General features: G+C 71.4%; 24 protein-coding genes and 1 tRNA gene. 13 read left to right on the top strand and 12 right to left on the bottom strand.

What is annotated here, in order from left to right; translation table 11 throughout:
* Positions 1-1608: an NADH-quinone oxidoreductase subunit NuoN gene (nuoN, locus tag ACIQMJ_RS07695; RefSeq protein ID WP_499760129.1), complete on the top strand. Its 1608-nt coding sequence runs from the start codon at positions 1-3 to the stop codon at positions 1606-1608.
* A gap of 21 nt (positions 1609-1629) precedes the next feature.
* Positions 1630-2631: a polyprenyl synthetase family protein gene (locus tag ACIQMJ_RS07700; protein WP_499760130.1), complete on the top strand. Its 1002-nt coding sequence runs from the start codon at positions 1630-1632 to the stop codon at positions 2629-2631.
* A gap of 200 nt (positions 2632-2831) precedes the next feature.
* Here ACIQMJ_RS07700 and rarD read toward each other — a convergent pair whose 3' ends face one another.
* Positions 2832-3755 carry an EamA family transporter RarD gene (rarD, locus tag ACIQMJ_RS07705; protein WP_499760131.1) on the bottom strand — a complete coding sequence of 308 codons (924 nt, stop codon included), beginning with the start codon at positions 3753-3755 and terminating at the stop codon, positions 2832-2834.
* A gap of 198 nt (positions 3756-3953) precedes the next feature.
* Between rarD and ACIQMJ_RS07710 the strand changes: the two genes are divergently transcribed.
* Complete coding sequence (locus ACIQMJ_RS07710; protein WP_499760132.1) at positions 3954-5834, top strand: sunset domain-containing protein; 1881 nt, start codon at positions 3954-3956, stop codon at positions 5832-5834.
* 99 nt (positions 5835-5933) lie between these two features.
* Here ACIQMJ_RS07710 and ACIQMJ_RS07715 read toward each other — a convergent pair whose 3' ends face one another.
* From ACIQMJ_RS07715 to ACIQMJ_RS07730, 4 genes are all read right to left on the bottom strand, one after another.
* Positions 5934-6989 (bottom strand): 2-oxoacid:ferredoxin oxidoreductase subunit beta, encoded by a 1056-nt coding sequence (locus ACIQMJ_RS07715; protein ID WP_499760133.1) that lies wholly within the window; start codon positions 6987-6989, stop codon positions 5934-5936.
* On the bottom strand, positions 6986-8851 hold the full coding sequence (locus tag ACIQMJ_RS07720) for a 2-oxoacid:acceptor oxidoreductase subunit alpha (RefSeq protein WP_499760134.1): 1866 nt from the start codon (positions 8849-8851) through the stop codon (positions 6986-6988). The genes ACIQMJ_RS07715 and ACIQMJ_RS07720 overlap by 4 nt, the downstream gene beginning before the upstream one ends.
* A gap of 333 nt (positions 8852-9184) precedes the next feature.
* Entirely contained in the window at positions 9185-9946 is a 762-nt protein-coding gene (locus ACIQMJ_RS07725) for an enoyl-CoA hydratase (RefSeq protein WP_499760135.1), read from the bottom strand.
* 10 nt (positions 9947-9956) lie between these two features.
* Positions 9957-10397 (bottom strand): Lrp/AsnC family transcriptional regulator, encoded by a 441-nt coding sequence (locus ACIQMJ_RS07730; protein WP_387486039.1) that lies wholly within the window; start codon positions 10395-10397, stop codon positions 9957-9959.
* Between the two features lie 75 nt (positions 10398-10472).
* On the opposite strand from ACIQMJ_RS07730, the gene ddaH reads away from it, so the two are divergent.
* Complete coding sequence (ddaH, locus tag ACIQMJ_RS07735) at positions 10473-11351, top strand: dimethylargininase (protein ID WP_499760136.1); 879 nt, start codon at positions 10473-10475, stop codon at positions 11349-11351.
* Between the two features lie 58 nt (positions 11352-11409).
* Here ddaH and ACIQMJ_RS07740 read toward each other — a convergent pair whose 3' ends face one another.
* Together ACIQMJ_RS07740 and ACIQMJ_RS07745 are read right to left on the bottom strand one after the other, a co-directional pair.
* Positions 11410-12225 carry an SAM-dependent methyltransferase gene (locus ACIQMJ_RS07740; RefSeq protein WP_499760137.1) on the bottom strand — a complete coding sequence of 272 codons (816 nt, stop codon included), beginning with the start codon at positions 12223-12225 and terminating at the stop codon, positions 11410-11412.
* Positions 12226-12386: 161 nt separating this feature from the next.
* Positions 12387-12956, bottom strand: a complete 570-nt coding sequence (locus ACIQMJ_RS07745; protein ID WP_499760138.1) for a TIGR03086 family metal-binding protein — start codon at positions 12954-12956, stop codon at positions 12387-12389.
* Between the two features lie 62 nt (positions 12957-13018).
* Between ACIQMJ_RS07745 and ACIQMJ_RS07750 the strand changes: the two genes are divergently transcribed.
* Both ACIQMJ_RS07750 and ACIQMJ_RS07755 read left to right on the top strand, forming a co-directional pair.
* Positions 13019-13780: an AraC family transcriptional regulator gene (locus ACIQMJ_RS07750; protein WP_499760139.1), complete on the top strand. Its 762-nt coding sequence runs from the start codon at positions 13019-13021 to the stop codon at positions 13778-13780.
* Positions 13781-13880: 100 nt separating this feature from the next.
* Positions 13881-14048 (top strand): hypothetical protein, encoded by a 168-nt coding sequence (locus tag ACIQMJ_RS07755; RefSeq protein WP_170232149.1) that lies wholly within the window; start codon positions 13881-13883, stop codon positions 14046-14048.
* Between the two features lie 10 nt (positions 14049-14058).
* Here ACIQMJ_RS07755 and ACIQMJ_RS07760 read toward each other — a convergent pair whose 3' ends face one another.
* A complete protein-coding gene (locus ACIQMJ_RS07760) occupies positions 14059-15096 on the bottom strand; it encodes a LysR family transcriptional regulator (RefSeq protein ID WP_499760140.1) in 1038 nt (345 codons plus the stop codon).
* Positions 15097-15337: 241 nt separating this feature from the next.
* Between ACIQMJ_RS07760 and ACIQMJ_RS07765 the strand changes: the two genes are divergently transcribed.
* From ACIQMJ_RS07765 to htpX, 4 genes are read left to right on the top strand one after another with little or no spacing between them, the layout of a single operon-like run.
* Positions 15338-15757, top strand: coding sequence for an NADH-quinone oxidoreductase subunit B (locus tag ACIQMJ_RS07765; protein ID WP_499760141.1), 420 nt, complete (start codon positions 15338-15340; stop codon positions 15755-15757).
* Complete coding sequence (locus tag ACIQMJ_RS07770; protein ID WP_499760142.1) at positions 15754-16350, top strand: NADH-quinone oxidoreductase subunit C; 597 nt, start codon at positions 15754-15756, stop codon at positions 16348-16350. The genes ACIQMJ_RS07765 and ACIQMJ_RS07770 overlap by 4 nt, the downstream gene beginning before the upstream one ends.
* On the top strand, positions 16343-16819 hold the full coding sequence (locus tag ACIQMJ_RS07775; RefSeq protein WP_499760143.1) for a 4Fe-4S binding protein: 477 nt from the start codon (positions 16343-16345) through the stop codon (positions 16817-16819). Before ACIQMJ_RS07770 ends, ACIQMJ_RS07775 begins: the two co-directional genes overlap by 8 nt.
* Positions 16820-16838: 19 nt before the next feature.
* Positions 16839-17708: a zinc metalloprotease HtpX gene (gene htpX, locus ACIQMJ_RS07780; RefSeq protein ID WP_499760144.1), complete on the top strand. Its 870-nt coding sequence runs from the start codon at positions 16839-16841 to the stop codon at positions 17706-17708.
* Here htpX and rfbA read toward each other — a convergent pair.
* Both rfbA and ACIQMJ_RS07790 read right to left on the bottom strand, forming a co-directional pair.
* Positions 17705-18577: a glucose-1-phosphate thymidylyltransferase RfbA gene (gene rfbA, locus ACIQMJ_RS07785; protein ID WP_499760145.1), complete on the bottom strand. Its 873-nt coding sequence runs from the start codon at positions 18575-18577 to the stop codon at positions 17705-17707. The two genes, htpX and rfbA, sit on opposite strands and share 4 nt — an antisense overlap.
* Entirely contained in the window at positions 18574-19065 is a 492-nt protein-coding gene (locus ACIQMJ_RS07790; RefSeq protein WP_499760146.1) for a YajQ family cyclic di-GMP-binding protein, read from the bottom strand. Before ACIQMJ_RS07790 ends, rfbA begins: the two co-directional genes overlap by 4 nt.
* 122 nt (positions 19066-19187) lie before the next feature.
* Here ACIQMJ_RS07790 and ACIQMJ_RS07795 point away from each other — a divergent pair.
* Positions 19188-19268 (top strand) — tRNA-Tyr (locus ACIQMJ_RS07795).
* 253 nt (positions 19269-19521) lie between these two features.
* On the opposite strand, the gene ACIQMJ_RS07800 is transcribed toward ACIQMJ_RS07795, so the two are convergent.
* A complete protein-coding gene (locus ACIQMJ_RS07800; RefSeq protein WP_499760147.1) occupies positions 19522-19764 on the bottom strand; it encodes a hypothetical protein in 243 nt (80 codons plus the stop codon).
* 269 nt (positions 19765-20033) lie between these two features.
* On the opposite strand from ACIQMJ_RS07800, the gene ACIQMJ_RS07805 reads away from it, so the two are divergent.
* Entirely contained in the window at positions 20034-20516 is a 483-nt protein-coding gene (locus ACIQMJ_RS07805) for a hypothetical protein (protein WP_499760148.1), read from the top strand.
* Here ACIQMJ_RS07805 and ACIQMJ_RS07810 read toward each other — a convergent pair.
* Positions 20513-21304 (bottom strand): GNAT family N-acetyltransferase, encoded by a 792-nt coding sequence (locus ACIQMJ_RS07810; RefSeq protein ID WP_499760149.1) that lies wholly within the window; start codon positions 21302-21304, stop codon positions 20513-20515. The genes ACIQMJ_RS07805 and ACIQMJ_RS07810 overlap by 4 nt on opposite strands.
* 38 nt (positions 21305-21342) lie before the next feature.
* On the opposite strand from ACIQMJ_RS07810, the gene ACIQMJ_RS07815 reads away from it, so the two are divergent.
* On the top strand, positions 21343-22110 hold the full coding sequence (locus tag ACIQMJ_RS07815; protein ID WP_499760150.1) for a PhzF family phenazine biosynthesis protein: 768 nt from the start codon (positions 21343-21345) through the stop codon (positions 22108-22110).
* Positions 22111-22138 lie beyond the last annotated feature (28 nt).

Raw genomic sequence — 22138 nt, forward strand, 5'->3', positions numbered from 1 at the left:
GTGACGACGTTCCTCTCGCAGAACGTGGAACGGCTGCAAGCCCCGGAGATCGACTACGGGGCCGTCGCACCGTTGCTGATCGTGCTCGGCGCGGCCTGCCTCAGCGTGCTCTTCGAGGCGTTCCTGCCCAAGGCCCAGCGGTGGGCGGCGCAGGTGGTGCTGGTCCTGCTCACGCTCGCCGCCGCGGGCGCCGGGCTGGCCCTGTACGCGTCCGCGGAGGCCACGCCCGACCAGGGCAAGCTGACCTTCGCGGGCACCATCGCGGTCGACCGGCCGGTGATCTTCCTGTGGGGCACGCTGCTGCTGCTCGGCCTGGGCGCGGTGCTGCTCATCGCCGACCGGTCGGTCGAGCCGGGCGGCGCGTTCGTCGCCGACGCCTCGATCCTGCCGGGCCAGGGCTCGCAGCTGTACCCGGGCTCCGGGGCCACGGCCGTGCAGACCAGGGCACAGGCGAGCCGCTTCGGCATGCAGACCGAGGTGTTCCCGCTGACGCTGTTCGCGCTCGGCGGGATGATGGTCTTCGTCGCGGCGAACGACCTGCTCACCATGTTCATCGCGCTGGAAGTGCTGTCGCTGCCGCTGTACCTGATGTGCGGCCTGGCCCGCCGTCGCCGCCTGCTGTCGCAGGAGGCCGCGGTGAAGTACTTCCTGCTCGGCGCGTTCGCGTCGGCGTTCTTCCTGTACGGCGTGGCCCTGCTGTACGGCTTCGCGGGCTCGGTGAAGCTGTCCGACATCGCCACCGCCACCACGGCCACCGACCGGTCCGACACGCTGCTGTACGCGGGCTTCGGCCTGCTGGTCGTCGGCCTGCTGTTCAAGGCGTCCGTCGGCCCGTTCCACGCCTGGACCCCGGACGTCTACCAGGGCTCGCCCACGCCGGTGACGGCGTTCATGGCGGCGTGCACGAAGGTCGCCGCGTTCGGCGGCATCCTGCGCGTGCTCTACGGCGCGTTCGAGCGGTCGAGCTGGGAGTGGAACGGCGTCCTGTGGGGCGTGGCGATCGTGTCCATGGTGATCGGCGCGGTCCTCGGCCTCACCCAGACCGACGTGAAGCGGATGATCGCGTACTCGTCGGTCGCGCACGCGGGCTTCCTGCTCATCGGCGCGATCTCGCTGAACGACCAGGGCCTGTCCGGCACGATGTTCTACCTGATGGCCTACGGCTTCACCACGATCGCCGCGTTCGGCATCGTCAGCCTGGTCCGCAACGGCGACGGCGAGGCCACCCACCTGTCCCAGTGGGCCGGGTTGGCCAAGCGGTCCCCGGTGGTCGCGGGCGTGTTCACGTTCCTGCTGCTCGCGCTCGCCGGCCTGCCGCTGACCAGCGGTTTCGTCGGCAAGTTCGTGGTGTTCGCGGCGGCCGTGGAGGCCGACATGGTGCCGCTGGTCGTGATCGCCCTGGTGGCTTCGGCCGTGGCGGCGTTCTTCTACCTGCGGGTGATCGTGCTGATGTACTTCAGCGAGCCCGCGCCGGACGGCCCGACCGTGAGCGTGCCCGGCGCGTTCACCACCGTGGCCATCACGCTGGGTGCGGCGATCACGCTCGTGCTCGGCGTCTTCCCGTCGTTTGCCCTCGATTGGGCGGGTGCCGGAACGTTCATCTTCTAGTGGTACGTAGGCTCTGTAGCCGTGACCAGTAGCGAGCGGGCGGGGACGGGGTTCCGGTTTGCGGACCCCGTGCTCGCGGAGGTGGTTCAGGACGGGCTGGCCGAGGTGGAAGAGCTCCTGCACAAGGTCGTGCAGAGCGAGTTCCACCCGGTGATGGAGACGTCCCTGCACCTGGTGAGCGCGGGCGGGAAGCGCATCCGCCCGCTGTTCACCATCCTGTCCGCCCAGTTCGGCGGCACGTGGGACCGGGAGAGCGTGATCAAGGCGGCGGCGGTCGTCGAGCTGACCCACCTGGCCACGCTGTACCACGACGACGTGATGGACGAGGCCACCATGCGCCGCGGCGCGGAGTCGGCCAACGCGAAGTGGGACAACAGCATCGCGATCCTGACCGGCGACTACCTGTTCGCGCACGCGTCCGCGCTGGTCGCGGACCTGGGCACGGGTGCGGCGCGGATCATCGCGGAGACGTTCTCCGAGCTGGTGACCGGCCAGATGCGGGAGACGATGGGCCCGCGGCCCGGCGAGGACCCGGTCTCGCACTACCTGACCACGATCGCGGAGAAGACCGGTTCGCTGATCGCCACCGCCGCCCGGTTCGGGGCGATGTTCTCCGACGTGACGCCGGAGCAGGTGGAGGCGCTGCGCTCGTACGGCGAGGTCATCGGGGCCGCGTTCCAGATCTCCGACGACGTCATCGACATCGCGTCGCCGTCTGAGGAGTCGGGCAAGACGCCGGGCACGGACCTGCGCGAGGGCGTGAAGACGCTGCCCATGCTGTACGCGCTGGAGGACGAGCCGGACTCGCGCCTGGCCAGGCTGCTGTCGGGCCCGATCGCCGACGACGCCGAGGTCGACGAGGCCCTGTCGCTGCTGCGCGCCTCCTCCGGCCTCCGCCGGGCCCGCGCGACCCTGGACGACTACTCCGCCCGCGCCCGCGCCACCCTGCGCGTCCTCCCGGCCGGCACGGCCCGCGACGCCCTCGAATCCGTCAGCGACTACGTCGTCACCCGCTCCCACTGACCCGCGAGTCGAACCTCCAGGTCCCGCGAGTCGAACGTTCAGGTCCCGCGAGTCGAACGTTCAGGTCCCGCGAGTCGAACGTTCAGGTCCCCTGAGTTCCACATTCGGCACGTCCTGAGCGTGGAACTCAGGGGGCCTGAGCGTGGAACTCAAGGGTCCTGAGCGTTCGACACTCGGGACCTGAGTGTTCGACTCGCGGGTCAGGTCAGGTCAGGGAGGGGGAGGCGGCGGCGGGCGTGGATGGTGTCCGCGGTGAAGACGAGCAGGGCCAGCCAGACCAGGGCGAAGCCGAACCAGCGGGACGCGGGCATCGGCTCGTGCATCACGAACACGCCCCACGCGAACTGCAGCACGGGAGCCAGGTACTGCAACATCCCCATGGTCACCAGCGGCACGAGCCGGGCACCCGCCCCGAACAGGATCAGCGGAACGGCGGTCACCAGGCCCGCCGACGCGAGCCACAGCGCGTGCCCCCACCCGCCCGAGTGGAACGTCCCCGCAGGTCCGAGCCAGATCAGGTACCCGACCGCGATCGGCGCGAGCACGATGCTCTCCGCGGTCAGGCTGCCCGTCGCGTCCAGCGGCACGGTCTTCTTCAGCAGCCCGTACACCCCGAACGAGCACGCGAGCGCCAGCGAGATCCACGGCAGCCGGCCGTAGTCCACCGCCAGCACCACGACGGCCGCCACCGCGATGCCCAGCGCCACGTACTGCGGCCACCGCAGCCGCTCCCGCAGCACGAACACCCCGAGCAGCACGCTGACCAGCGGGTTCATGAAGTAGCCGAGCGCGGCTTCGACGACGTGCGAGGTGTTCACCGCGTGGATGTAGACGCCCCAGTTGACCGCGATGAGCACGGACGCGGCGGCCACCATCGCCCACCCGCGCGCCGACAGCCGGCGGATGCCCGACCACCGGCCCAGCACCGCGGTGATGACGGCCATCACGACCAGCGACCACGCGATCCGGTGCGCCAGGATCTCCACCGACCCGGCCGGCTGCAACAACGGCCAGTACGCGGGCACCAGGCCCCACAGGAAGTAGGCGCCGACGCCGAAAGCGATCCCCCGGTTCGTGCGGTTGACATCTGTCGCAGCACTGGAGGCATTGGTCAGCGGCGGCACACGGACTACTCTACGCCGACCGTTTTGGCTGGTCAGTTGCTCCGAGTGGCCTACTATCGAACCCTGGTCCCAGGTCCGGCCGGCCCCACGCGCCGGACCCGGCGGTCAGGGTAGTTTTGCACCGCTTCCCCAACCGGGTGAAGGCTCGGGAGCGGAGCGTGTCGGGGTGTGTGACAAGCAGCAGTGGGAGGGTCTCCCGTGAGTTCGCTCTTCGGGCAGGTGTGGCTGTGGAGCCTGCTGTCCTTCGTGGCAGGCGTGGCCCTCACCTGGTTCGTCCTGGTGCGTCCGGCCAAGAAGGAGCTGGAGGACCTGGAGGAACGCCTCCTCACGTCGCCGCGCCCCGCGTCCGGCTCGTCCGCGTCCTCCGCCGCGTCCAAGGCCGACGCGGTCGACGAGTTCGACAACTGGCACGTCGAGGCGTCGCGCTCGCTGGCCGACGACGTGCTGACCCCCGAACCCGCGCGGTACGAGGTCGCCGCCGAACGCCCCCGGTTCGAGGCCGCGCCCGAGCCGGTCCGCTACGACGTGTCGAACATGAAGCTCGACCAGCGCGACTCGCTGCTGGAGGAGCTGGACGACGAGCACCGGCCGCTGTCGGACTTCGAGGAGCAGCACGACTTCCCCGAGCTGGACGCCGAGCCGCCGCGCAGCCTGTTCGACCGCCTCGCGCCGGGCGCGGACACCCGCGAGACGCTGGAGCCCAGGCCCCGCCCGCGGCCCCACCAGCCCGAGGACGAGCCGGAGCTGCCCGCCGAGGCGACCACGCACCTGATGCCCGCGGTGCCGTCCGGCCCGGTCGCGGAGGTCGCGCCGCGCCAGGAGGAGCCGACCGCGCCGCCGGAGGTCGAGGTCTTCCAGCCGCGCGAGGTGTGGCGCGAGGAGCCGGTCAAGGAGGTCTACGACGAGGACGTGGACACCGCCGGCCACGAGGAGGAGGACGAGCCCGAGCGCAGGCCCGGCTCGACCGAGACGACGGCGCTCATCCCGGCCACCGCGCTGGCGCAGGCGATCGCCGAGGTGGACGGCGAGCAGCGGGGGACCGAGGAGCCCGAGCCGCAGGTGTGGCCCGAGCACGACCTGACCGGCCACTTCGCGCCGGTGGAGGTCGAGTCGGCCCGCAGCGAGCCGGCCACCGCGCCCACGTCCAGCGACGAGGCGTTCCTGAACGACCTGGCGCGGCAGCAGGACGGCCGCCAGGACGAGGCGCGCCCGCCCGCGGAGCCCCGGCCCGCGGAGTCCCGTGAGGACGAGGGGCCGCAGACCGACATCATCCGCGCCGTGGCCGACCCCCGACCGGCCGAGCCGGAGGCGGAGCCCACCCGCGAGGCGGAGCCCGAACCGGCCGAGCCGGAAGCCGTGACGCCGGAGGCCGTGAGGCCGGAGGTCGTGACGCCGGAGCCCGAGCCGCGGCCCGAGCCCCCGGCGTTCGAGCCGACGTTCGTCCCGCAGTCGGCCGACCAGCCCCTGCCCGCGCGCCAGCCCGAGCCCAAGGCGGAGCCGAAGAAGGACGAGCCGGCCCGGCCGCGCAGCCTGTTCGAGCCGCTGGAGGACGACGAGCAGGTGCCGGAGCTCGAACAGCGCCGCCCAGCCCCGTCGCCGTCGTCGTCCGGCAACGACCAGCCGTTCGTGCCGACGCTCTCGCCCGAGCTGCTGGCGGGCAACCCGGTGCCGATGAACCCGACCGGCCTGCCGCAGCGCCCGACCCGCCCGGCGGGCGCCCCGCGCACGCCGCCCCCCGCGCCGCTCTCGTCGCCGAAGCCGGTCACGCCACCGCCGCCGCGCCCGGTGCGCCCGCGCCCGGTCGGGTTCAGCCCGAGCACGGGCGGCAGGCCCGCGCCCGGCAGCACCCGCTTCCAGGGCCAGCAGGAGGGCTTCAACCCGCGCTCGCCGTTCGGTCCCGGCTCGGTGCTGCCGAAGTCCGACGGCCTGGCCCCGGCGCCGGAGTTCCAGGTCAAGGCGACCCTGACCGGCCGCCGCTACTTCACCAACGAGTCGGCGAACTTCCGCGAGACCCGCGCCGACGTCTGGTTCCGCACCACCGCGGACGCGGAGAAGGCGGGCTTCCGCCAGGCCCCGTAACGCGGGCACGACGAGCCAGGGCCGCTGCGAAGCGATCGCCCGCACGAAGAGGGCCCCTGTTCCGGGAGGCGGAACAGGGGCCCTCTCACGCGACGGGTCTCAGCCGGTCACGGTCCACGTGTCCTTGCCGTGCAGCAGCGCCCGCAGGTCCGCGGGCTTCGCGGCCTTGGCCTGCTCCACCTGCGCCCGCGCCGCGTCGTCGTACGTCGTCCGCGCGACGTTGCGGAACACACCGGTCACGGTGTGCTGCAAGTCCTGCGTCGACAGCCGCGACAGCGCGAACGCCAGGTTCAGGTCCGACGCGTCGTGCACCACGACGTCCTCCGGCGAGACGTCCGCCGACTTCGCCACGGCCAGGCCGAAGCCCGCCCGCACCACGGAGTACTCGCCGTTGCCGAACGTGATGGGCTGCCCGTCGACCACGTTGATGATCCGGCGCGCGGCCTCGTCGGAGTCCTTCAGCACGTCGAACGCGCCGTCGTTGAAGATCGGGCAGTTCTGGTAGATCTCCACCAGCGCCGACCCGCGGTGCTCGGCGGCCTGCCGCAGCACCTCGGTGAGCCCCGCCCGGTCCGAGTCGACCGCGCGACCGACGAACGTGGCCTCCGCGCCCAGCGCCAGCGACACCGGGTTGAACGGGTGGTCCAGCGAGCCCAGCGGCGTGGACTTGGTGACCTTGCCCTCTTCCGACGTCGGCGAGTACTGGCCCTTGGTCAGGCCGTAGATCCGGTTGTTGAACAGCAGGATCTTCAGGTTGACGTTGCGGCGCAGCGTGTGGATCAGGTGGTTGCCGCCGATGGACAGCGCGTCGCCGTCACCGGTGACGACCCACACCGACAGGTCGGGCCGGGCCACGGCCAGGCCGGTCGCGATGGCCGGCGCGCGCCCGTGGATGGAGTGCATGCCGTAGGTGTTCATGTAGTACGGGAACCGCGAAGAGCAGCCGATCCCGGACACGAACACGATGTTCTCGCGCTTGAGCCCCAGCGTGGGCAGGAACGACTGCACGGCGTTGAGCACCACGTAGTCGCCGCAGCCGGGGCACCAGCGGACCTCCTGGTCCGACTTGTAGTCCTTGGCCTTCTGCGGCTCGTCCGCCGTGGGCACGCCGACCAGACCCCCAACGGTCGGCAGGCCCAGTTCCGTCGCCGTCATTCGGACACTCCCTTGATCACGTCGGCGAGCACGTCCTGAAGCTCCTCGGCCTTGAACGGCAGGCCCTGCACCTTCGTGTAGCTGATCGCGTCGACCAGGTACTTGGCGCGTAGCAGCAGCGCCAGCTGGCCGAGGTTCATCTCCGGCACGACGACCCGGTCGTACCGGGCGAGGACCTCGCCCAGGTTCTTGGGGAACGGGTTGAGGTGCCGCAGGTGCGCGTGCGCCACCGGCATGCCCAGCTTGCGCACCCGGCGCGCCGCCGCGCCGATCGGGCCGTAGGACGAGCCCCAGCCCACGACCAGCACGCGCGCCTCGCCGGACGGGTCGTCGACCTCGACGTCGGGCACCTCGATGCCGTCGATCTTGCGCTGCCGCAGCCGCACCATGTGGTCGTGGTTGGCCGGGTCGTAGGAGATGTTGCCGGAGCCGTCGGCCTTCTCCAGGCCGCCGATGCGGTGCTGGAGACCCGCCGTGCCGGGCACCGCCCACGGCCGCGCCAGCGTCTCCGGGTCGCGCAGGTACGGCCAGAACGACTCGCCGTCGGGCGAGTTCGGCTCGGTGGCGAACTCCACGCCCAGGTCGGGCAGCTCGGACAGGTCGGGGATCAGCCACGGCTCGGAGCCGTTGGCGATCGCCCCGTCGGACAGCAGCAGCACCGGCGTGCGGTAGACCAGCGCGATGCGCGCGGCCTCCAGCGCGGCGTCGAAGCAGTCCGCGGGCGACTGCGGCGCGACGATCGCGACCGGCGACTCGCCGTTGCGGCCGAACATCGCCTGGAGCAGGTCGGCCTGCTCGGTCTTGGTCGGCAGGCCGGTGGACGGGCCGCCGCGCTGCACGTCGATGACGATCAGCGGCAGCTCGGTCATCACGGCCAGGCCGATGGTCTCGGACTTCAGCGCCACACCGGGGCCGGACGTCGACGTCACGCCCAGCGCGCCGCCGTAGGAGGCGCCCAGCGCCGCGCCGATGCCCGCGATCTCGTCCTCGGCCTGCAACGTGGTGATGCCGAAGTTCTTGTGCTTGGACAGCTCGTGCAGGATGTCCGACGCCGGCGTGATCGGGTACGTGCCCAGCACCACGGGCAGCCCGGACTGCTGACCGGCCGCCACGATGCCGTAGGCGAGCGCGGTGTTGCCGGTGATCTGGCGGTAGGTGCCCTGGTTGAGCTTGGCGGGCGCGACCTCGTAGGTGACCGCGAACGACTCGGTCGTCTCGCCGTAGTTCCAGCCCGCCCGGAACGCCAGCACGTTGGCCTCGGCGATGTCGGGCTTCTTGGCGAACTTCTCGCGCAGGAACCGCTCCGTGCCCTCGGTGGGCCGGTGGTACATCCAGGACAGCAGGCCGAGGGCGAACATGTTCTTCGCCCGTTCCGCGTCCTTCTTGCCCAGGCCGGTGTTCTCCAGCGCGCCGATGGTCAGCGTGGCCATCGCGACCTTGTGCACCTGGTAGGTCTCGGTGAGCGTGTTGTCCTCGAGGGGGTCGGCCGCGTAGCCGACCTTGACCAGGTTGCGCTTGGTGAACTCGTCGGTGTTGACGATCAGGATCCCGCCCTTGGGCAGGTCGTCGATGTTCGCCTTGAGCGCCGCCGGGTTCATCGCCACCAGCACGTCGGGGCGGTCGCCGGGGGTGAGGATGTCGTAGTCGGCGAAGTGCAGCTGGAAGCTGGAGACGCCCGGGAGCGTGCCCTGTGGCGCCCGGATCTCGGCCGGGAAGTTCGGCTGGGTGGCGAGGTCGTTGCCGAACGCGGCGGCTTCCGAGGTGAAGCGGTCACCCGTGAGCTGCATGCCGTCGCCGGAGTCGCCGGCGAAGCGGATCACCACGCGGTCGAGCTTGCGGACCGCGCCGTTCCCCGCGGGCACGTTCCCCCCGGGCACGTTCCCCCCGGGAGCAGTGTTCCCGGGCCCGGTCTGCCCAGGCGAGGTCTGCTCAGGCGAGCCACCTGGCGCGGCGCCGTTACCAACGTCGGTAGTCATGTCCTACGCCGATCCCTTTCCTCACAACCGCCTGGGGGCTGCTGCCCCCGTGCCCCTCCGCGAGGGTAGTCGTGCCCGACTGGGTGCCGGTTTCTCCTGTACCACTCTGCGGGACGGTTCGTCCCACCTGGTGCGCGGGGCGTCAACTGGGCATGAATCGAGTAGTACTGGCCGGTAACTGTTACTCAAAGTTACAGGTAGCCGCGCGGTCTGTCCAGGTCACCGGCGACCGCTGATCCTGGCCTTCATCTCCGCCAGCCTGGCCTGGAACTCCGGGGTCGCGATCGAGGCGACCTGGGGCACCAGCTCGGTGTCCACCGCTTGGGCGTGGTCGTCCAGGGTCGCGGTCGTGCGCATGGACGCCTTGGTGGTGCGCACCAGTTCGCGCGAAGCTTCGGCCGAAGGGCGCGCGAACTCGACCGCGGCGGCGACGAGCTCGTCCTGCCCGCCGTCGACGCGTGACCAGGCCAGCCCGTGGGATACCGCCGCGTCCGCGCCCAAAACCTGGCCGAACAGCGTCATGGCGGTCGCCGTCTGGGGTCCGACCAGCCGCTGGAGCATCCACGTCATCCCGCCGCCGGGGTGGATGCCCAGCTGGAGGAACCGCGCGTCGAACCTCGCGTTCGCGTTCACCAGGCGAACGTCGCAGGCCAGCGCCAGGTTGAGCCCCGCGCCGACCGCCGCGCCGCCGACCGCGGCGATGGTGGGCAGCGTGCAGCGGGCCACCGCGAGGAACCCGGCGTAGATGCGCCGCAGGCCCTCCTCCCGTGCTTCGCCCAGCGCCGTGAGGTCCGCGCCCGCGCAGAACGCCGGTGGCGCGCCCGTGACGACGACGGCGTGGACGTCGGTGTCGTCCTCGCAGGTCCGGACGGCGGCCACGAGCTGGTCGGACAGGTCGAGCGTCAGCGCGTTGCGGCGTTCGGGGTCGTGCACGGTGATGACCGCCACGCGGTCGGAGCGTTGCAGGAGCACTTCGGCCATGCGGGCGACTCTAGGGGGCCGGTGGTCGGTCCAGGAGGCGGGACAGCACGACGGTCGAGACCGTGCGGTCGATGATCTCGACGGCGCGCAGCCGTTCCAGCGCGGTCTCCAGGTGGTGGATGTTGGCCGCGCGCAGGTGCACGATCGCGTCCGCCGCGCCGGAGACGGTGTAGGCGGCGCGCACCTCGGGCATCGTCTCCAGGCGCTGCTGGATGTCGTGCGGCGCGACGTTGCCGCGGCAGTGCACCTCGACGAACGCCTCCGTGCCCCAGCCGAGCTGCTCGGGGTCGACGACGGCCGTGAAGCCGCGCAGCACGCCCGTGTCCAGCAGCTTGTCCACCCGCCGCTTCACCGCGGGCGCGGACAGGCCCACCTCCTTGCCGATGTCGGCGTAGCTGGACCGGGCGTTGGCCATCAGGCGTGAAATGATTCGCTGGTCGATCGTGTCCACACGCAACATTCTGCCCTAGAAGACGCAATATCGCGGCGTTGTTCGAGGGTCGAAGGGCAATCTACATTTCGATCCATGACCTCGGTTTCCTTCGCGGGCCCCGGTGACGAGCCGATCGTGCTCGACGTCGCCACGCCCGCCGCGCAGGTGCGCGTGCCGACCACCCGTCGGTACCTGATGTGCCCGCCCGCGTACTTCACCGTGGAGTACGCGATCAACCCGTGGATGGACCCCACGCAGCCGATCAGCACGTCGCTGGCGATGGAGCAGTGGACGGCCCTGAAGGAGACCTACGAGCGGCTGGGGCACAGGGTCGAGACCATCGACCCCCAGCCGGGCCTGCCGGACATGGTGTTCTCGGCCAACTCCGGCACCGTGATCGACGGCCAGGTCCTGGGCTCCCGCTTCCGGGCGCCCCAGCGCGCCGCCGAAGCCGACCACTTCCGCCGCTGGTTCCTGGCCAACGGCTACCGCGACGTCGTCATGCCCGAGCGCACCAACGAGGCCGAGGGCGACTTCACCTGGACCGGCAGGTACCTGCTGGCCGGCACGGGCTTCCGCACGGACCCGCTGGCCCACTCCGAGGCGCAGGAGGTCCTGGGCGTCCCGGTGATCTCGCTCCAGCTCACGGACCCCCGCTACTACCACCTGGACGTGGCGCTGTTCGTCCTCGCCGACGACCTGATCGCCTACTACCCGGACGCCTTCTCCCCGGGCAGCCAACGCGTGCTGCGCCGCCTGTTCCCGGACGCCGTCATCGCGACCGAGGAGGACGCCGCCTGCCTGGGCCTGAACGCCGTCTGCGACGGCCGCCACGTCGTCCTGCCGGTCGAGGCGACCGCCCTGGCCGACCAGCTCGCCCGCCGCGGCTTCGACCCGGTCTTCGTGAACATCTCGGAACTGCGCAAGTCCGGCGGCGGCCCGAAGTGCTGCACGATGGAACTGCGCGACTGAGAGCACCCCGAGCGCCGGCCGGTGCCGAGCAGGGCCGGCCGGCGCGTGCCGGGGGTGGTCAGTCCACCCGGCCCACGGCGGCGTAGCCGAGGTGGAGGGCGGGGCTGCCGGTGGGGATGTCGGTGTCCGGGTGGGGCCGCCACTCGGGCATCGGGGTCACGCCCGGTTTAACCAGGGTCATCCCGTCGAACAGGGCCTCGACACCCGCCCGGTCGCGGACGTGGAGCTGTTCGATCACGCCCTGGTAAGCCTCGACCATGGCGTGGACCTGGAGCTTGGTCTCCGGGTCCGCCCGCTCGTCGGTGAGCTGGGACAGCGCGATGTGGCTGCCCGGCGCGCACACGTCCCGGTACGCCTTCATCAGCCCCACCGGGTCCTCGTGGTCGCCCACGAACACCATCACGCCGGTCATCATGATCCCCAGCGGCCGGTCCAGGTCGAGCACGTCCCGCACGGCGGGATGGGCGAACAGCGCGTCCACCCGGCGGGCGTCGGCCTCGACCATCACCGCGTTCGGGCTGTCGCGCAGGATGCGCCTGCCGAGCGCGACGGCGACCGGCTCGTGGTCCACGTAGACGACCTTGGCGCGCGGGTCGAGCGCCTGGGCGACCTCGTGCGTGTTGCCCGCGGTGGGCAGGCCGGAGCCCAGGTCGAGGAACTGGTCGATCCCCCGCGCCACCATGAACGCCACCGAGCGGCGCAGGAAGCCGCGGTTGAACCGGGCGAGCATCTCCATGCCCGGCAGCACGGACTTGATGACGTCCGCGCGCTCGCGGTCGGCCGGAAGGTTGAACACCCCGCCGAGGTAGTAGTCGTAGATGCGGGCGATGTTGGGCGTGTCGGGATCCAGGTGGGCGGTCTCGGGAACACTCACTCGTGCCGTCCTGACGTGGGATGGGTGCTGAGCTGATCGCTGACGCCTTCCCCGACGAACAACCCGTGCTGCCGCACGTCACGGCGCCGACGAACGACACGACAACGCCCGCTATCGGCATTCCCGATAGCGGGCGTGGATCGTCCGGCCGGCGCGAGCCGCTACGGCGTGCGGCCGGTGAGGCCGACGACCCGGTCGATCAGGGGCGCGTCCGCGGGCACGGGCACCTCCGGACCGTAGATGCCCATGTCACGCCCCATCTGCGCGGTCTGGAGCAGGTCGGCGTGCAGGAATGCCAGCAGCTCCGCGTCCCACGACGGCGTCTGCCCGGTCGCGCGCGCCAGGTCCCACGTGTGCACGACGGTCTCACCCAGCACCATCGCGCCGATCATCGCGGCCGGCATCTCCTGCGGGCCGCCCAGCGTCGTCGTGCCCTCCCAGGCCGACGGCTCGCGCCACGCGCCGACCCGGTCCCGCAGCACGGCCGTCAGATCCGCTTCCCAGTCACCCGCGGTCAGGTCCGCTTCCGCCTCGGTGGCCGCGGGCAGCGCCGAGGACTCCTTGCGCCCGGCCGCGTTCAGCGACGGACCCCAGAACAGCAGGTGGTTCAGGAGCGCGCGGACGTCGAATTCGGTGCACGGCGTCGGCGCGTCCAGCTGGTCCGGTTTGACGTTCCCGAGGACCTCCAACGCGGTCGCCACGGCATGGTCGATCAATTGCTCACGGGACATGCGGGCACTGTAGGGACGGGACTTCGCGGGTGTATTGAACAAAGGCGACATACGCTCGCCGCGTGACGAGGGACGAGCGCGAACTGGAGTGGCGGCGGCACCAGCGCCACGAGTTCCACCGGCCGTCGCCCGACCTGGCCGGGCACGTGGCGCGGTACTGGGTGGTGGAGTGGCGCTACGAGCGGCCCTACCGCCAGCTGATCGTGCCGTACCCGAACGTCCACCTGGCGTTCCAGGGCGGCGACGCGCTGGTCACCGGCGTGTCCAGCGGCCACGTGGCCAAGGAGCTCGACGGCGCCGGCCGGGTGTTCGGCGTCGCGTTCCGCCCCGGCGCGTTCCGGCCGTTCCTCGGCGCGCCGGTCCAGTCGCTCACCGACCGGACCGTCCCCGCCGCCGCGGTCTTCGACCACCTGCCCGCCCACGCCGACCTCGGCAGCGTGGAGGCGATGCTCCGGCGCAACCTGCCCGAGCCCGACCCGAAGGCCCGGCAGGCGGTGGAGCTCGTCGACCGGATCGTCGAGGACCCCTCGATCACGCGGGTCGACGTGCTGGCCCGCGAGGCGGGCGGCAGCGTCCGGCGGCTCCAGCGCCTGTTCGCCGAGCACGTCGGCGTGGGCCCGAAGTGGGTGATCCGCCGGTACCGGCTGCACGAGGTGACCGAGCGCATGGCGGCGGGCGGTGAGATCGACTGGGCGGCCCTGGCGGCGGACCTCGGCTACGCCGACCAACCGCACTTCGTCCGCGACTTCGCCGCCATGTTCGGCGAGACGCCCACCCGCTACGCCGAGCGCTACGGCGACGCCTTCGCCACCGGTCGGCGCTGAGCCGCCGTCGTCACCCATAGGGCTGATCGCCCTAGCGGACGGACCCCCGTCGGTGCTCCGATCGACGGCACTCGCTGTCGACCAAGGTAGGGAGCGCGCCATGAACGACCTCGACGCCCAGCGTCCGTCGCCCCAACCGCAACAGGAGCAGGAGGAGCCCGTGGAACGGCAGAAGCCTGAGGTCCCCAAGCCGATGACCGGACTGGAGTGGCTGGTGCGCCAGGCCCAACGGCGCCGCGAGGAACGCCCGGCGGACCCGGCGCGCTAGGCCGGGACCGCTAGTCCGACACCTCGCGCTGGAACGCCGCCCACAGCAGGTTCAACGGGTGGTCGGCCGGGAACTTCGCCCGCTCCTCCTTGCGGGCGAAGACCCCGACCAGCCGCTCCAGCTGCGGCTTGCGGTCGTTGGTCAGCTCGACCACCCGCAGGCCCGACCCCTCGCGCAGCTCGTTGTTCGCCGCCACCACGCCCAGGCCCGACGTGACGATCATGCAGCCCTCGACGAGCCCGGACCGCAGCAACGACATGCCGTACTGGATCTCGTCGATCTCGGCCGCGATGTCCAGCTCGTTCCGGTAGTCCAGGCCGAACCAGCCGCGCAGGAACTCCGCGATCAACCCCTCGCCGGGCACCACCAGCGGCAGCTTCGGCAACTCCCCGGTGCCGACGCTCGTGCCCAGCTTGCTCTCCGGCAGGTTCGTGAGCAGCGCCAACCCGCCGCGCCGCCACTCGATCACGTCGAAGTCCTCGACGCCGCTGTTGCGGCCCGCGTGCGTGACCACGCTGCCGCACACGATGTCGACCTCCTTGGACTCCAGGCTCTTCCAGATGTCCTTCGTGCGGATGTGCACGACCTTCAGCTCCACGTCGCGGCGGCGGAAGTCGTCCGCCACGTGGTGCCACGCCTTGGCCAGCGAGTCGAGCATGAACCGCGTCGTGCCGACGGTGACGGTGGTGCCGAGCTTGCGCCGGCACTCGTGAATCGAATCCAGCCACTCGCTCAACGTGGTCCGTGCCAATTCAACCAACGCCTCGCCGGTCGGTGTGATCAGCACGTCTTTTCCTCGGCCCTGCTTGACGACCAGCGGCTCGCCGCACAACGACTTGAAGTTGCGGTTGAGCGTGTCGATCTGCTTCTGCACGCTGGACTGCTCCCGGCCGAGGACCCGCGCCGCGCGCAGCGCCGACCGCGTCTCGTACACCGTGATCAGCGTCCTGAGCTGGTCCAACGTGGTGTCCAGCAGCAGCGGCGAGGTGTGCAGGAGCCTGCTGAGCTGGTTGCCGGCGGGCAGGAGCAGTTGGGCCGAGGTGGACATGCAGGGCCTCTCGGGTCGGGGCGTGATGTTCTACCGATTAGTTGTACTGAACTTGACCACAGTTCGTGCTGAAATTATCCGAAGATCTTGATGGATTTCCCTGGACAGGTATACGCGATCCGTAAGAGACTTCTGCCGCAACCAGGTGCTTGTTCACGTGGGAGCAATCAGGGGGGTATTGGGGGGTTGGGGGCCCGCCGGGCAGCAGCCCGACGGGCCCCCACGTATTAACCTCACCCGCGTGACGGTTTCCACCTTGGACTGGGGCACGACGTACCGGGTCACCGTGCTCGACCTCGGCCTGGCCTGCTGCGGCGTCGAGGTGATGGCCGCGCTGGAGGGCCACCGCCCGGACCAGCTCGAAGCCCTGGGGGTCGACCCGGTGCACGCGGCGGGCGAGGCACACGTGCTCGTCGTCTCCGGCACGGTCACCGACGCCATGTTGCCCGCGGTGATCGCGACCTACCAGGAGATGCCGGAACCCCGTTACGTGATCTCGGTCGGCGCGTGCAGCAACACCGGCGGCCCGTACTGGGACTCCTACAGCGTCACCAAGGGCATCGACCAGGCGCTGCCGGTGCACGTCGCCGTGCCGGGCTGCCCGCCCCGCCCCGAGGCCCTGCTCGACGGCCTCGCCGCGCTGCACCGGATGGTGTCGTGAGCGCCGCGTCGCAGGCACCGGCCTCCCGCATCCCCGACCGCGTCCCCGACGCCCGGGTCACGACGGCGTTCGGCCAGACGACCGCGCACGTGCCGCTGCACGCGTGGCTCGACGCCGCCCGCCACGCCCGCGAGGAGCTGGGCTGCGCGCAGTTCGACTGGCTCGGCGTCGAGGACGCGGGCCGTCCCGGCGCGGCCGGGCAGCGGCACGCCGTGCTGCTGCACGTGCTCGACCCGGTCACCAAGGACGGCCTGCTGCTGCGCACCGAGCTCGGACCGGACGACGCCCTGCCCAGCGTGGCCGGGCTGTGGGCGGGCGCGGCGTGGCACGAGCGCGAAGCGGCGGAGATGTTCGGCATCACCCTCGCCGACGGCGAACCGGCGCACCTGCTGCTGCCCGACAGCTTCAGCGGCCACCCGCTGCGCAAGGACTTCGTGCTGGCGTCCCGGGTCGTGCGCCCGTGGCCCGGCCGGCTCGAACCGGGCGAGGACGGCACGTCCGCGCCCAGCCGCAGGCGCACCGCGCCGCCCGGCGTCCCCGACCCGTCGTGGGGACCGCGCTACGAGCGCTCCGAGGAGGACATCCGTGACTGACCTGCCCCCGCGCACCCGCGGCGTCATCGCGCTGCTGGAGGCCAACTGCACGGTGTGCATGATCTGCGCCCGCGAGTGCCCCGACTGGTGCATCCACATCGACTCGCACACCGAGGTCGAGCAGCAGCCCGGCTCGGCCCGGCCCCGTGCGCGCAACGTGCTCGACCGGTTCGCCATCGACTACGGCCAGTGCCTGTACTGCGGCATCTGCGTCGAGGCGTGCCCGTTCGACGCCCTGCACTGGGCGCCGGACTTCTCCTACCCCGGCACGGGCGGCCCGGACGGCGAGGGCGCGGTCGCCGAACTCGTCCACGAACGCGACGTGCTGGCCACCTGGGTCACGCACGTGCCGCCGCCACCGCCGCTGGACGCGGGCGCCGAACCGGCCCCGGAGACCACCGCCACACGCCCGGCACGCCCCGGTACCGGAACCACGCGCCGACCGGGCGCGTTGAGGGAGGGGACGTAGGCACACCCGGAGGCGAAGCGTGCACAAGCACTTCAACGCGTTGAAGACCGCGTTGCTGCTCGCTGCCATGAGCGGGCTGATCGTGGCGATCAGCTCGCTGTTCGGGCGCACCGCCCTGCTGGTCGGCCTGCTGCTGGCGCTCGCCGTGAACGCCTACGCCTACTTCAACTCCGACAAGCTCGCGCTGCGCGCCATGCGCGCCCGGCCGGTGTCCGAGGTGGAGCAGCCCGCGCTGTACCGGATCGTCCGCGAGCTGGCCATGACCGCGCGCCAGCCCATGCCGCGCCTGTACCTGAGCCCCACCATCGCGCCGAACGCCTTCGCCACCGGCCGCAACCCGCGCAACGCGGCCGTCTGCTGCACGACCGGCATCCTCGACCTGCTCGACGAGCGGGAGCTGCGCGCCGTCCTCGGGCACGAGCTGTCGCACGTCTACAACCGCGACATCCTCATCTCGTGCGTGGCCGGGGCGCTGGCCAGCGCGGTCAGCGCACTGGCGAACCTCGCGATCTTCGCGAGCGTCTTCGGCGGCGGTGAGGGCGACGAGGACCGGCCCAACCCGTTCGCGCTGCTGCTCATCGCCGTGCTCGGGCCCGTCGCGGCCGCGATCGTGCAGCTGGCCGTCAGCCGGTCCCGCGAGTACCAGGCGGACGAGTCGGGCGCGGAGCTGACCGGTGACCCGCTGGCGCTGGCCTCGGCGCTGCGCAGGATCGACCTCGGCACGCGGGCCGCGCCGCTGGCGCCCGAACCGGCCGTGGTCGCCCAGTCGCACCTGATGATCGCCAGCCCGTTCCGGGCGGGGGAGAACCTGGCCAGGCTGTTCTCCACCCACCCGCCGATCGCCGACCGCGTGCGGCGGCTCGAGGAGCTGGCCCGCCGGACGCCCTAGCGGACTTCCCGTGCGACGTTCATCACGTACTGGCCGTAGCCGGACTTCGCCAGCTTCTCGCCCAGCGCGTAGCACTCGTCGGGGCTGATGAACCCCATCCGCAGCGCGATCTCCTCCAGGCACGCGATGCGCACGCCCTGCCGGTGCTCCAGCACCTGCACGAACTGGCCCGCCTCCAGCATCGAGTCGTGCGTGCCGGTGTCCAACCACGCGAAACCGCGGCCCAGGTCCACCAGCTGCGCCCGACCCTGGCGCAGGTAGGTCAGGTTGACGTCGGTGATCTCCAGCTCGCCGCGCGGCGACGGCTCGAGGCCCTTGGCGATCGACACGACCTCGTTGTCGTAGAAGTACAGGCCGGTGATGGCCTTGTTCGACTTCGGCCGCGCCGGCTTCTCCTCGATGGAGACCAGCCTGCCGCCCGCGTCGACCTCGCCGACGCCGTACCGCTCCGGGTCCTTCACCGGGTAGCCGAACAGCACGCAGCCGTCCAGCGACGTGGCCTGGTGCTGGAGGACCTTGGAGAAGCCCTGCCCGTAGAAGATGTTGTCGCCCAGGACCAGCGACACGTCGTCGTCGCCGATGAAGTCCGCGCCGATGACGAACGCCTCGGCCAGCCCGTTCGGGTGAGCCTGCTCGGCGTAGGAGATGTCCAGGCCGAACTGCGAGCCGTCACCGAGCAGGCGGCGGAACAGCGGCAGGTCCACCGGCGTGGAGATGAGCAGGATCTCCCGCACGCCCGCCAGCATCAGCACCGACAGCGGGTAGTACACCATCGGCTTGTCGTACACCGGCAGTAACTGCTTCGACACCGCCTGCGTGATCGGGTGCAGCCGCGTGCCGCTGCCCCCGGCGAGGACGATGCCCTTCATCGGTAGTTGGTGAACTGGAGGGCGATGCCGAAGTCGGAGTTCTTGAGCAGGGCGATCACGTCCTGCAGGTGGTCCTTCTTCTTGCCCGAGATGCGCAGCTGGTCGCCCTGGATCTGCGCCTGCACGCCCTTGGGGCCCTCGTCGCGGACCTTCTTCGCGATCTCCTTGGCCTTCTCGCTGGAGATGCCCTGGACCACGTTGCCGGTCACCTTGAACACCTTGCCCGACAGGGTCGGGTCACCGATCTCGAACGCCTTCATCGAGATGCCGCGCTTGACCAGCTTCTCCTGGAAGACGTCGATCGCGGCCCGGCAGCGCTCCTCGGTCTCCGACTGGAACGTGATCGCCTCCTCGCCCGCCCAGGACACCTGCGTCCCCGTGCCGCGGAAGTCGAACCGCGTGCTCAGCTCCTTGGCGGCCTGGTTGAGCGCGTTGTCGACCTCCTGGCGGTCGACCTTGCTCACCACGTCGAACGACGGGTCTGCCACGTGCCCGGTACCTCCGCGTAGGTGGGTCTGGAACCGCCCGGAAGCCTACCGGGGAACCCGGTTGCACATCCCCCCACGGGCTTATGTATTGTCTGCACCGCACCCGGCACCACCGGGGGCGGGGCGGGTTGCCCGAGCGGCCAATGGGAGCGGACTGTAAATCCGTCGCGAAAGCTACAGAGGTTCGAATCCTCTACCCGCCACACGAAACGCAGACCCCTGTTCGCGGAAAGCGCGAGCAGGGGTTTTGCGTTGTGCCCTCCGGGGGTGCGACCCCCGGACCCCGCCCGGAGGGCGCTGCCCCCGGACCCCCGTTCGTGAGGGGCGAGTCGGGTGTCGGGTCCGGCGTCGGGGTGGTGTTACCGGATGTAGGTGAGGCCGGCGCGCAAGCGCTTCCTCTCGCTTGCGTGCCGGCCTCATGTGCAGCATAACCCATATCGAACGCCTGTTCGAGGGTTAAGCGATGGCGGCTCGGCCCGCTTCCGTCAGCTCGGCGTCCGCGCGTTCGTCCAGACCCACCGCCCGCCGCGCCCGCAGCAGCCCCGCGTGCACCAGGTCGTGCGTGACCATCTGGTCGCAGCACGGCAACCCGTCCACGTACAGGTCCGGCTCGCGTCCCCCGGTCAGCTGAGCCCTACCTGCGGCAACGGCGCGGAGCATGGCTTTCGCCCGCCCGGACAGCTCCCTCGCAACGTTCATGGCGACCCCCTCGCCCATCCTTTCCGCCTGCTTCCCTCACCTTGTAGGAGGTCTGGACCTGTACTTCGAGTACCCCGGCCGGACAAGTTCACTCAGGCGGACGAGGCCGCCTCCCACTGTCCCCTCCTGCGCCGTTCGGACTACGTCGCCACGCCGACCGGTTGAGCCGATCAGCCCAACCGAACTACCCGTGACCGGCCGGCGCTCCGATCGACCCGTTGTCGCCCGTTGGTCCGAGCGGGACCGAGGGGGCGTCGAGACTGGAACACATGAGCGAAATCCTCATCGCCCTCGCCGCACTCGCGACCGGGGTCGCCCTCGGCCTGGTCGTCCGGTCCTCGGGGCGGCGAGCCGAGCCCCCGCGCGCCGACTCGCGCGAACTGCTCCACGCCGCCGACGACCTGGAGTACGGCCTGAACACCGTGCTCGACTTCGGTCCGCTGTCGCTGTCCGAGCTCGCGGCGGTGGACCTGCCCGCGAAGCTCGACCGGGTGGCGCTGACCGGTGAGGTGCCCGGGGCGACGCTGGCCACGTTGAAGTCCTGCACCGACCGGATCGCCCTGCACCCCTACCCCGAGCAGCGCGACCTGCTCACCGCGGTCCGCGAGGACGAGGCCGCGGTGTGGCTGGCGCTGCGCGACGCGATCGGCAGCGGCGCGGCGCAGCACGTGGCCGCCACGCAGGCGCGCCAAGTGCTGGACGAGATCCGCGGCGGCCTGCGGCAGGAGCGCGGGGAGCTGGCGAAGGTCTAGCGGGCGGGCCGCCGCTGCCAGGTGGTCCACAGCGGCCGGTAGCCGTGGGAGTACCAGAACGGCGTAGACAGGGGGTTGGGCAGGGCGTGGTGCAGCAGCGTCACGCCGACGCCCGCCCCGTCCAGCACCGAGTGGGCGTGGTCGACCAGCGCCGCGCCGACGCCCTTGCCGCGCGAGTCCGCCCGCACGCCCAGCAGCCCGATGTAGGCCACCGGCCGCACGGACGTCCGCGAGGCGATCCAGTCCGAGTGCCCCGGCAGGTCGCAGTACAGGAACCCGACGGCCTCGCCGCCGCTCTCGGCCAGCCACCCGCACGGCTCGGGGCGCTCCAGCAGCGACGTGACGTGCTCGCGCAGCCGCGCCTCGCTGGACGGCCGCGCGGTGACCATGCCGAACCGGCTGTCGAACCGCATCGTCTCCAGGTGCAGCTCGACGGCGACGTCCACGTCCTCCGGCGCCAGCGGCCGGATCGCCACCGCCGAACGGCCTGCGCGCCCGCGGCCGGGCAGCCGGGCCGCGACCACCACCATCGGCGCGAAGCCGTGCCGCGACAGCACGTCCGCGGCCTCGACGGCCCGGCTGGGCACGGTCACCATCGCGGCCGTCTCGGGGTCGCCCTCGCCGGTCAGCGGCCACCGGCGCAGCAGGTCCTCCAGGTCCGCCCCGGGGTGCCAGTGCAGCGAGTGCGTGCGCAGTGCGATCCACGAGGCGTTGAGGTCGTCCTCCGGCAGCTCGGAGAACGAGTACGGGTCGTCGACGGGGGCCAGGTCGGGCAGCAACGGGTCCACGCCTGCCAGCTAACCGGTTGCGGACGTAGATTGCCGCTGTGGAGCTCTACGTGGTCGACGCGTTCACCGACCGCGCGTTCGCGGGCAACCCGGCGGGCGTGGTGCTGCTGGACGGGCCGGTGGACGACGGGTGGATGCAGTCCGTCGCCGCCGAGATGAAGCACGCCGAGACGGCGTTCGTGCGGGTCGACCGGCCGGACCCGCTGCCGCTGCGCTGGTTCACGCCGGTCGTCGAGGTGGACCTGTGCGGCCACGCCACCCTGGCCACCGCGCACGTGCTGGGCGGTGGCCGCAGCTTCGACACCCGCAGTGGCGTGCTCACCTGCACCGCCGACAACGGCTGGGTGGAGATGGACTTCCCGGCCGACCCGGCGGAGCCGATCGAGGTGACCACGCCGCTGCGCGCGGGCCTGCCGGGCGTCACGGTGAAGGCCGTCGCGCAGGCCGTGTCCGACGTGCTGGTGGAAGCCGACTCGGCGGACGAGGTCCGCGACCTCCGCCCGGACTTCGCCGCGCTGGCCGAGGTGCCGGGCCGCGGTGTGATCGTCACCGCACCCGGCGACCGGCCGGGGCTGGACGTCGTGAGCCGGTGCTTCTACCCCTCCTACGGAGTCCCGGAGGATTCCGTAACCGGTTCCGCGCACTGCACGCTGGCCTCCTGGTGGTCGCCGCGGCTGAGTCGGCCGAACCTGCTGGCCGAGCAGGCGTCGGCCCGCGGAGGGCTGGTCCGGACCACTCTGGACGGCGATCGGGTGCGGCTCGCCGGGCAGGCCGTGACGGTGATCCAAGGTCGACTGATCGTGTGAACCGGGCTGTTACTTCTGGTGGCATTCC

Origin of the sequence: Actinosynnema sp. NPDC091369, from assembly GCF_044757065.1 — a bacterium.
Classification (GTDB): Bacteria; Actinomycetota; Actinomycetes; order Mycobacteriales; family Pseudonocardiaceae; genus Actinosynnema.

Excerpts from the sequence above, each read along its gene's own strand:
- ACIQMJ_RS07760 (WP_499760140.1), bottom strand. The coding sequence starts at position 15,096 with ATGTCCACCTCGGCCCAACTGCTCCTGCCCGCCGGCAACCAGCTCAGC.
- ACIQMJ_RS07805 (WP_499760148.1), top strand. The coding sequence starts at position 20,034 with ATGAGCGAAATCCTCATCGCCCTCGCCGCACTCGCGACCGGGGTCGCC.
- ACIQMJ_RS07715 (WP_499760133.1), bottom strand. The coding sequence starts at position 6,989 with ATGACGGCGACGGAACTGGGCCTGCCGACCGTTGGGGGTCTGGTCGGC.
- ACIQMJ_RS07725 (WP_499760135.1), bottom strand. The coding sequence starts at position 9,946 with ATGGCCGAAGTGCTCCTGCAACGCTCCGACCGCGTGGCGGTCATCACC.
- ACIQMJ_RS07800 (WP_499760147.1), bottom strand. The coding sequence starts at position 19,764 with ATGAACGTTGCGAGGGAGCTGTCCGGGCGGGCGAAAGCCATGCTCCGC.
- ACIQMJ_RS07745 (WP_499760138.1), bottom strand. The coding sequence starts at position 12,956 with ATGTCCCGTGAGCAATTGATCGACCATGCCGTGGCGACCGCGTTGGAG.
- ddaH (WP_499760136.1), top strand. The coding sequence starts at position 10,473 with ATGACCTCGGTTTCCTTCGCGGGCCCCGGTGACGAGCCGATCGTGCTC.
- ACIQMJ_RS07755 (WP_170232149.1), top strand. The coding sequence starts at position 13,881 with ATGAACGACCTCGACGCCCAGCGTCCGTCGCCCCAACCGCAACAGGAG.
- rfbA (WP_499760145.1), bottom strand. The coding sequence starts at position 18,577 with ATGAAGGGCATCGTCCTCGCCGGGGGCAGCGGCACGCGGCTGCACCCG.